8 protein-coding genes and 5 pseudogenes are annotated in these 9,539 nt (G+C 38.0%); all 13 read left to right on the forward strand.

Going from position 1 to position 9,539, the window contains the following annotated elements; translation table 11 throughout:
- Window positions 1-156 precede the first annotated feature (156 nt).
- Window positions 157-3,207: an SrtB-anchored collagen-binding adhesin gene (locus tag DXB91_RS13210; protein WP_003060618.1), complete on the forward strand. Its 3,051-nt coding sequence runs from the start codon at window positions 157-159 to the stop codon at window positions 3,205-3,207.
- Between the two features lie 235 nt (window positions 3,208-3,442).
- The gene (locus DXB91_RS13220; RefSeq protein ID WP_003059926.1) at window positions 3,443-3,769 is read left to right on the forward strand and encodes a YdcP family protein; all 327 of its coding nucleotides are present in this window, start codon (window positions 3,443-3,445) and stop codon (window positions 3,767-3,769) included.
- 15 nt (window positions 3,770-3,784) lie between these two features.
- Window positions 3,785-4,168: a YdcP family protein gene (locus DXB91_RS13225; RefSeq protein WP_003062614.1), complete on the forward strand. Its 384-nt coding sequence runs from the start codon at window positions 3,785-3,787 to the stop codon at window positions 4,166-4,168.
- A 168-nt stretch (window positions 4,169-4,336) separates the two neighbouring features.
- Window positions 4,337-4,924 (forward strand): helix-turn-helix domain-containing protein, encoded by a 588-nt coding sequence (locus DXB91_RS13230; protein WP_003061262.1) that lies wholly within the window; start codon window positions 4,337-4,339, stop codon window positions 4,922-4,924.
- Window positions 4,925-5,132: 208 nt separating this feature from the next.
- Window positions 5,133-5,927: pseudogene (locus DXB91_RS13235) on the forward strand (ATP-binding protein); the annotation flags it as partial.
- Window positions 5,923-6,099: pseudogene (locus DXB91_RS13240) on the forward strand (MobT family relaxase); the annotation flags it as partial. The pseudogenes DXB91_RS13235 and DXB91_RS13240, both read left to right, overlap by 5 nt.
- A 48-nt stretch (window positions 6,100-6,147) precedes the next feature.
- Window positions 6,148-6,510: pseudogene (locus DXB91_RS13245) on the forward strand (CD3337/EF1877 family mobilome membrane protein); the annotation flags it as partial.
- Between the two features lies 1 nt (window position 6,511).
- Window positions 6,512-6,823 (forward strand): annotated as a pseudogene (locus tag DXB91_RS13250) (ABC transporter ATP-binding protein); the annotation flags it as partial.
- Entirely contained in the window at window positions 6,813-7,655 is an 843-nt protein-coding gene (locus DXB91_RS13255; protein WP_003060411.1) for an FtsX-like permease family protein, read from the forward strand. The pseudogene DXB91_RS13250 and the gene DXB91_RS13255, both read left to right, overlap by 11 nt.
- 20 nt (window positions 7,656-7,675) lie before the next feature.
- Window positions 7,676-7,759 (forward strand): 23S rRNA methyltransferase attenuation leader peptide, encoded by an 84-nt coding sequence (locus DXB91_RS13260; protein WP_001814874.1) that lies wholly within the window; start codon window positions 7,676-7,678, stop codon window positions 7,757-7,759.
- A gap of 124 nt (window positions 7,760-7,883) precedes the next feature.
- Window positions 7,884-8,621, forward strand: a complete 738-nt coding sequence (gene erm(B), locus DXB91_RS13265) for a 23S rRNA (adenine(2058)-N(6))-methyltransferase Erm(B) (protein WP_117479738.1) — start codon at window positions 7,884-7,886, stop codon at window positions 8,619-8,621.
- A 145-nt stretch (window positions 8,622-8,766) separates the two neighbouring features.
- A complete protein-coding gene (locus DXB91_RS13275; protein ID WP_118018414.1) occupies window positions 8,767-9,051 on the forward strand; it encodes a topoisomerase C-terminal repeat-containing protein in 285 nt (94 codons plus the stop codon).
- Between the two features lie 150 nt (window positions 9,052-9,201).
- A pseudogene (locus tag DXB91_RS14790) lies at window positions 9,202-9,495 on the forward strand (RNA polymerase sigma factor); the annotation flags it as partial.
- Window positions 9,496-9,539 lie beyond the last annotated feature (44 nt).

The following is a 9,539-nucleotide window of genomic DNA, read 5'->3' on the forward strand; positions in this document are numbered from 1 at the left end:
ATATGCAAAGATATGGTACAGCACATCAGTATTGAAACAAGAAAAATTGAATAACTCATAGACTATGGAACGCCTAAAATGACGTTCCTTTTCTATTTTCAGCCGTTCATTATGGACGGTTATTTTATTACCAAAAATGAAAGGAGCATTAGATTTATGAAAAAGATGTTAAAACGATTGTGTACGGGCTTCTTAGCTCTTGCAACTGTCGTTACTGCTTTGCCGACTACACCCGTTCATGCAGAAAGTAAGCAATACTGGACGGAGTCAAAAGAGCGTGTCGGTATCGTTGAAAAAGTAATGAATGACGGTTCGATTGGTTCTACCTTTAATGAGGGACATTTGACCGTTGAGGGCGAGGACGCTTACTGTATCGACATTAACACAGACTTTAAGAATGGCTACAAGACCAGAGCTGACGCAAGCACCCGTATGAGTGCCGACCAGATAAGCGACGTTGCCTTATCTATCGAATATGTAAAACAGTACACAGACAGCCACAACGGAATAAGCAAAAACCACGCCTACCTTTTAAGACAGCTTGTTGTCTGGCAGAGATTAAGCGTACATCTTGGCTGGCAATGCGATAACGTGCGAGCTTCTTATGATGAAATTCCAAAGGCAACGCAGGACGAAGTTTTCGCTGGTGCAAAAGCCTTTGTCAAAGAGAATAAAGGACGCTATGAATGTGGCGGTTATATCTACTCTGGCGAGGGGCAGGAATTGGGACAATTCTGGGCGAAACTCAATGTTGGAAATGCGAAACTTCAAAAGACTTCCAGTAATACCAGCATTACAGACGGTAACGGGAATTACTCTATCGCTGGTGCGACATACGGTGTCTTTGCTGATAAGGACTGCACGAAACAGCTTGCCACCCTTACGACTGATGAAAACGGAAATACAGATGTCGTAGAGGTAACGGCTGACACAGTCTATATCAAGGAATTATCCGCACCAGCAGGATATAAGGTTGATACAAATATATATTCCTTAAAGGTTGAAGCTGGAAAGACAGCGACCTTGAACGTATCAGATACACCAAAGGTAACAGACACTTTGATTGAACTCTTCAAGATTGATATGGAAACACAGAAAGACAATCCGCAGGGGAACGCTTCTTTAGCAGGTGCGGAATTTACATGGAAGTATTATACTGGCTTCTACAATAAAGACAATCTCCCTGCCGAAGCTACAAGAACATGGGTTACAAAGACAATCGCCGAAACAGACAGCGACGGTACAATCCACTATGTTACAAAATTAGCGGACGCATACAAGGTATCTGGCGACAGTTTCTATATGCAGGACGGCAAAGCCGTTCTTCCACTTGGAACACTAACCGTAGAAGAAACAAAAGCTCCAAACGGTTACTTGCTGGACGGTGCATATATGCAGGCTGGCGATAAGTCCGAACAGATTAAGGGCTTATATGTAACACAGATTACCGAGGACGGCGACCTTGCCGTATTGACTGGAAGTAACCAGTTTTCTGTATCAGACAAGGTTATCCGTGGCGGTGTGAAAATTCAGAAACGAGATTTAGAAACGGGCGATACAAAACCACAAGGAAGTGCCACTTTGAAAGATACTGCCTTTGACATCATTTCCTTAAATGATAATGCGGTACTGGTTGAGGGCAAGCTATACAAGAAAAATGAAGTGGTAAAGACAATCCATACAGACATTGAGGGTGTCGCTTCTACGTCTGCTGACCTTTTACCTTATGGAAAATTCCGTATCGTTGAGAGTGAAGCTCCAAACGGATATTTGACAGACGGTGCAAAACCGATTGATTTTGCAATCACAGAGAATGGAAAAATCGTTGATTTAACCGACGAAGCCCATTCTATCTACAATCAGATTAAGCGTGGAGATATTGAGGGCGTAAAAATCGGAGCAGGCACACACAAGCGTCTTGCTGATGTTCCCTTTAGGATCACAAGCAAGACAACGGGCGAAAGTCATGTTGTGGTAACTGATGATAACGGGCAATTCTCCACTTCTTCTGACTGGGCTTCTCATAAGCATAATACCAACGCAGGAAAGACCAGCGAGGACGGTGTATGGTTTGGAACTTCTAAACCAGACGACAGCAAAGGGGCGTTGCCTTATGATACCTACATCATTGAAGAAATGCGTTGCGATAGTAACAAAGGCTTTGAGCTTATCCCACCTTTTGAAATCGTGGTATCAAGAAATAACCTTGTGATTGATTTAGGTACTTTGACTGATGAATACGAAAAAGAAATCTCTATCCATACCACAGCGACCAGTAAGGACGGCGAAAAGACAATCCTTGCAGGAAAAGAGGTAACAATCGTTGATACCGTCAAATTAGACGGACTTACAAAAGGCACAAAATATCAGCTCAAAGGCTGGCAGATGTTAAAGGAAGAAAACACCGAGCTTCTTATCAATGGAAAGCGTGTAGAAAATGACTATACCTTTATCGCTGATGATGAAGCTATGAAAGTGGAAATTACTTATACATTCAATGCGTCCGAGCTTGGCGGTAAAAATCTGGTAACATTCGAGGAATTATACGATTTGAGCAATCCAGAAGAACCCGTAAAAGTTGCGGAACATAAAGACATTGAGGACGACGGACAGACGGTACTTATCACAGAGCGTATCATCAAAATTCATACGACTGCTACCGATAAGGACGGCAACAAAGAGCTTGAAGCTGGAAAAGAGGTAACAATCATTGATACCATAACCTTAGAGGGCTTAGAAGTCGGCACACAGTACAAACTTGTAGGCTGGCAGATGTTGAAAGAAGAAAATGCAGAGCTTCTTATCAATGGAAAACGTGTGGAAAGTGATTACACCTTTACCGCAGACAGCGAAACTATGAAAGCGGAAGTTGCCTTTACCTTTGACGCTACTTCTCTTGACGGCAAACAGCTTGTAACTTTTGAAGAATTGTACGATTTAAGCAATCCAGACGAGCCGAAGAAAGTTACCGAGCATAAAGACATTGACAACGAGGGACAGACGATTACCTTTAAGGAAAAACCCGAAGTCCCAGAAGAACCAGAGAAACCCAAAACACCACAGACACCAGATACACCGCATAAAACAGACAGTCCAAAAACGGGCGATAACACGAACCTTTACGGACTGCTTGCATTATTACTAACTTCTGGTGCTGGACTGGCAGGTATCTTCTTCTGCAAACGCCGTAAAATGAAGAAATCATAAGGCGGTAACGATATGAGAAAAGAAAAATCACGTTCTCCGCCGATACCGTGTCGGCAGACTTCCGCTTATTCTGGCTTGTCTGCTACTTACCTGCAAGAACACGGATAGTCAAGGGTGCGTAAGCATTTATTTTACCCTTTACTATCTGGGGACTTGCTGGTACTTCCCTAACCGCCAGAATAAGAAATCACTATCAAAAACTTATCAAATATAGAAAGAAACGAGGTAAAACAATATGGAAATGAAATATGTCGTGCCAGATATGGCACAGTCTTTTGGAACACTTGAATTTGCAGGCGAAAGCGAGCCTATCTTTGAAAGAGATAAAAATAACCGCAGGGTCTTAGCCAGACGAAGCTACAACCTTTATTCTGATGTGCAGAAAGGCGAAAATGTTGTCGTGGAAATTCCCGTGCAGGCTGGCGAAAAGCATTTCAAGTATGAACAGAAAGTAAAACTTGTCAATCCGAAATTATACGGCAGAGGTTACGCAATTGGGGATATGGGACATACCGATTATGTGTTACTTGCTGATGATATTGTAGCAGTTGAAGAAAAGTAAAGGAGTGAAAATATTATGAGATTATCAAACGGTTTTGTTATTGACAAAGAGAAAACATTTGGAGAATTAAAATTTACAGCAGTGCGTGATGTATTCTTGCAGAATGAGGACGGGACACCGAGTACCCAGCTTAAAAAGCGTATCTATGATTTGAAGTGCAGTCTGCATGGTGGAATTATCCCCGTGTCTGTACCGCCAGAAGTACCAGTAAGGGAATTTCCGTACAATGCAGTTGTGGAGCTTGTCAATCCAGTAGCCGATACGGTATCACGAAAAACCTATACGGGTGCAGATGTGGACTGGTATGTAAAGGCAGAGGATATTGTGTTGAAGAATAAAGGCAATCAGAACGCAGGCAATCCACAGAACCATGTACCGCAAGGACAGATGAAAAAATAAATGTGAGCCCATATTTTTCTTGTAACTTATATATAGAACCGATATAATTAGTTGAAAAGTTCTGTTTTAAGCCATGTAAAACTATTTTGACAAGGGAAAATGGCAATGTCAAAGGCTTTTGACAGACAAAATAGCTATATTCATATACAATAAAGGAGAAGATTCAAGATGGATATTGGATTACAAATCAAAAAATTTAGGGAACAACAAAAAATTTCTCAAGAAGAACTGGCTCTTAAAATATTTGTTTCAAGACAAACAATTTCTAACTGGGAAACAAATAAAAGTTGTCCAGATGTTAAAAGTTTAATTACTTTATCTAATATCTTCAATGTGTCTTTAGATAATTTTATAAAAGAAGATATAAAGGAGATGAGGGAGATTGTAGAAAAAGCAACTATTAAAAAGTTTAATGTGATAAGTGTAGTTTTCCTAATTGAATTGATAGTCGTAGCCATAAGTGCCTATCCTTTATTTAGTATTAAGGGAAATATAGGAATTATTATTTGGTTATGCTTGTTTGCAATAACGCTCTATACGGCAAGTAAGATTGAAAAATTCAAAAAGAGCCATGACATTCAAACCTATAAAGAAATTTTGGCATTTATTGACGGAAAGCAATTAACGCATGATGAAACACAACAAGAAATAGGAAAAAGAAATTATCAAAAAATCATATTTGCATTCATTGCAGGTGTAATCGCACTTATTATATGTTTTGTTGTAATTTTTATTTGCCAGCATTTAACAAATTAAAAGGGAGGAGAAATCATGGAATTTTGGCTTATTATGATTGGCTTTATAGTTATGGGCGGAAGTTGTTCATTAGCAGGTACTTGGTGGGATAGAAAAAATAAAAAAGATAAAAAAGAAGAAAAGAAACAATAAAATTTACACTTTATTGTTGATTAAGCAGTTAGTCTTAGGATTGACTGCTTTTTTCATACCTAGAAAGGATTGATTTATGCGTATGATTTGGAACAAAGGACACCGTATCAGAGCCAGCGACAAGCACCTTGTCTACCACTTTTCCATAGGGACGCTTCTGTTTGTATTCATGGCGGTTCTTCTGCTACTGAACATCAAACAGCTCATGCGTACCGACTGGGAACATTTCAGCTTGTTAGAAAACGGCTTGACGCTTTCCCCTTACAACTTCATAACTGTGCTGATAGCGACTGGTGTTTGTGCATTGGTCGCTTTTCTGTATTACCGCTTCTGTTACGACAGTTTCAAGAAGCTATTGCACCGTCAAAAGCTGGCACGAATGATACTGGAAAATAAGTGGTATGAAGCCGATACCGTACAAGACAGCGGTTTTTTTACTGACCTGCAAAGCAGATCAAGGGAAAAAATCGTCTGGTTTCCAAAGATTTATTATCAAATGGAAAAGGGATTGCTCCATATCCGCTGTGAAATCACGTTAGGAAAATATCAAGACCAGCTTTTACGGTTAGAGGATAAATTGGAAAGTGGCTTGTATTGCGAGCTGACCGACAAGACCTTACATGACGGCTATATTGAATACACCCTGCTTTATGACATGATAGCAAACCGCATTACCATTGATGAAGTATGGGCAGAAAACGGCTGTCTTAGGCTGATGAAAAATCTTGTGTGGGAATATGACGCACTCCCTCACGCTTTGATTGCTGGTGGGACTGGTGGCGGTAAAACTTATTTTCTGCTGACGCTCATTGAAGCCTTACTGCATACCAACGCTGTCCTTTATATCTTAGACCCAAAGAACAGCGACCTTAGGGGACATCTTTATCTATACGTCGGCTGACGAAGAAAAAGGTGTCCTTTTAGAGTTAAAGGGGCGTGGTTGCCGACAGTTTGAAAGTTACCTGCTGGCACAACAAAGAAGTTGGTATGACTTTCTCATGGACGCACTCATAGACGGTGGCGTGATGAAGCGTATCGACCTTACACGCCTTTGATACCAGACCGCCCGTACAGAGAAATGAGGTGGAGTGATGAAAGAAAGGATAAAAGGTGTGTTCACAAAAAAGAAGATTTTCCACTTTCTCAAAATGGCTCTGTTCGTGGTGGCACTCTCCCTTATCCTGCTTTCACTTTTGGGGACGGTGGCTCATGCGACGGGGCTTGTAGACGATACCATAAACGCAGAAAATCTTTATTCAAAATATCCCCTTTCCAACTACCAGCTTGATTTTTTCGTCGATAATAGCTGGTCGTGGCTTCCGTGGAACTGGCTCGACGGTATCGGAAAATCGGTACAATACGGGCTGTACTGCATTACCAACTTTGTCTGGACTATCAGTTTGTATTTGAGTAATGCAACGGGCTATGTGGTGCAGGAAGCCTATAAGCTGGACTTGTGCTTGTGCTAGAGCCTTAATCAATGAACCGAAACTGATTTTAGCTGATGAACCGACGGGAGCTTTGGACTCAAAAGCTTCCAGATTATTACTGGAAACAATGTCTGAAATCAACAAGAAAATGCAGGCTACTATTTTAATGGTAACACATGACCCGTTTAGTGCGTCTTTCTGTGAACGTATTTTGTTCTTGAAAGACGGTAAAATATTCAATGAAATTTTCAGAGGGGAAAAAAGCAGAAAAGATTTCTTCAATGAAATACTGGATATATTAACCTTGCTCGGAGGTGAAGTGGGAAATGTTAGGTAAGTTAGCGTATAGAAATACAAAAAGAAATATTAAAGATTATTTGATTTATCTGATAACCGTTACTGCATCCTTTTCTCTTATATTTGCTTTTAATTTGGTGGCAAATTCTGATGAAATTGTAAAGTTATGTTCCAGTATGGATGCATTTAAGAATTCATTGTTCGCTGTAAATATTCTTATTATTTTTGTGATATGCTTTTTGATCAACTATACAACGAAATTTATGTTTGAAAAAAGAAGTAAAGAATTAGGAACATATATGCTTCTTGGCATTAAGAAAAAAGAAATTGCCCACTTAGTTGTAATTGAAAATATACTGTTGGGAATTTTAGCATTTGTATTAGCTATTCCTATTGGCTTTTTATTCAGCCAGTTTGTGTCGTTAGTAATTGTAAACTTACTGGGTATTCCAAAAACTCTCTTTATTTCTTTGAATTTCGTTTCTATTGGACTATTGATAATTTATTTTTTAACTATTTATGTTTTGGTTTTGCTTAATCTATTAAGAAGAATAAGTAAAATGACGATACGTGATTTTCTTTATTTTGACAAACAAAATGAAAAGAAAATGTTCCGTGACAGTAAAAAAAGAAATGTCATTTTTGTTTTAAGTATTATTCTTGGTGCGATTTCTCTTTTTCTCTGGAATTCACGTTGTACTATGGATAATTTTAATAAGCAAGAAACACTTACTTATTTGATGGTAAGCGTAATCATGTTGATTATCAGCATTTATGGTATATCTACAACTTGTGCAGATATGTTCTTGACTGTTATCTTAAAATTTTGTATAATAGGAATTGAAGTTAAATTAGATGCTAAAAATTTGTAATTAAGAAGGAGGGATTCGTCATGTTGGTATTCCAAATGCGTAATGTAGATAAAACATCTACTGTTTTGAAACAGACTAAAAACAGTGATTACGCAGATAAATAAATACGTTAGATTAATTCCTACCAGTGACTAATCTTATGACTTTTTAAACAGATAACTAAAATTACAAACAAATCGTTTAACTTCTGTATTTATTTACAGATGTAATCACTTCAGGAGTGATTACATGAACAAAAATATAAAATATTCTCAAAACTTTTTAACGAGTGAAAAAGTACTCAACCAAATAATAAAACAATTGAATTTAAAAGAAACCGATACCGTTTACGAAATTGGAACAGGTAAAGGGCATTTAACGACGAAACTGGCTAAAATAAGTAAACAGGTAACGTCTATTGAATTAGACAGTCATCTATTCAACTTATCGTCAGAAAAATTAAAACTGAATACTCGTGTCACTTTAATTCACCAAGATATTCTACAGTTTCAATTCCCTAACAAACAGAGGTATAAAATTGTTGGGAATATTCCTTACCATTTAAGCACACAAATTATTAAAAAAGTGGTTTTTGAAAGCCGTGCGTCTGACATCTATCTGATTGTTGAAGAAGGATTCTACAAGCGTACCTTGGATATTCACCGAACACTAGGGTTGCTCTTGCACACTCAAGTCTCGATTCAGCAATTGCTTAAGCTGCCAGCGGAATGCTTTCATCCTAAACCAAAAGTAAACAGTGTCTTAATAAAACTTACCCGCCATACCACAGATGTTCCAGATAAATATTGGAAGCTATATACGTACTTTGTTTCAAAATGGGTCAATCGAGAATATCGTCAACTGTTTACTGAAAATCAGTTTCATCAAGCAATGAAACACGCCAAAGTAAACAATTTAAGTACCATTACTTATGAGCAAGTATTGTCTATTTTTAATAGTTATCTATTATTTAACGGGAGGAAATAATTCTATGAGTCGCTTTTTTAAATTTGGAAAGTTACACGTTACTAAAGGGAATGGAGATAAATTATTAGATATACTACTGACAGCTTCCAAGAAGCTAAAGAGGTCCCTAGCGCCTACGGGGAATTTGTATCGATAAGGGGTACAAATTCCCACTAAGCGCTCGGGACCCCTTGCAGGAAAATGTCCTAAGTGTGGCAACAATATTGTATTAAAAAAATCGTTTTATGGTTGTTCAAATTATCCTGAATGTAAGTTTACTTTAGCTGAACATTTTAGAAAGAAAAAACTAACCAAAACGAATGTAAAAGAATTACTGGAGGGAAAAGAAACCCTGGTAAAAGGAATCAAAAACAAAGAGAAAAAGCCCTACAATGCCGTTGTAAAAATTGGGGAAAAGGGATATATTGATTTTATCTCTTTTTCAAAATAAACATAAAAGCCCTTTAAAGAGGGCTTTTATATATTAATCACAAATCACTTATCACAAATCACAAGTGATTAATCACAAATCACTTGTGATTTGTGATTCTTAATGATACAATATTACTATGTTTTAGCTTTAAAGGCTCGTACAGACTATATGTTTTGTGCGGGCTTTTTTCATACCCGAAAAAATTTAAAAAATTTTTCAAAAGAGGTCATTAAATCACACCTAGCTGTCCTTATATGGTGCGGAAAGAGGGATAAACACTTTTCAAATCATAAAGGAAAGGAGGTGAGATTGATGAAACCGTCTGACTTCCAGAAAACAGTTCAATGTCGTTTTGAAAGTTGTTTAAAGAAAGTTGTCCGTAGTGTCGTGAAAGATTATTACAAGGAATTAAACCGTCGTAAGAATAAAGAAATATCTTTCAGCGAATTGCCAGATATAATGGATTGGTAGAAAGTAAAAAAGGACGACCAACAAAGGAACCGAGA

Source organism: Coprococcus sp. OM06-34AC, from assembly GCF_003462545.1.
In the GTDB taxonomy this organism is placed as follows: Bacteria; Bacillota; Clostridia; order Lachnospirales; family Lachnospiraceae; genus Coprococcus; species Coprococcus aceti.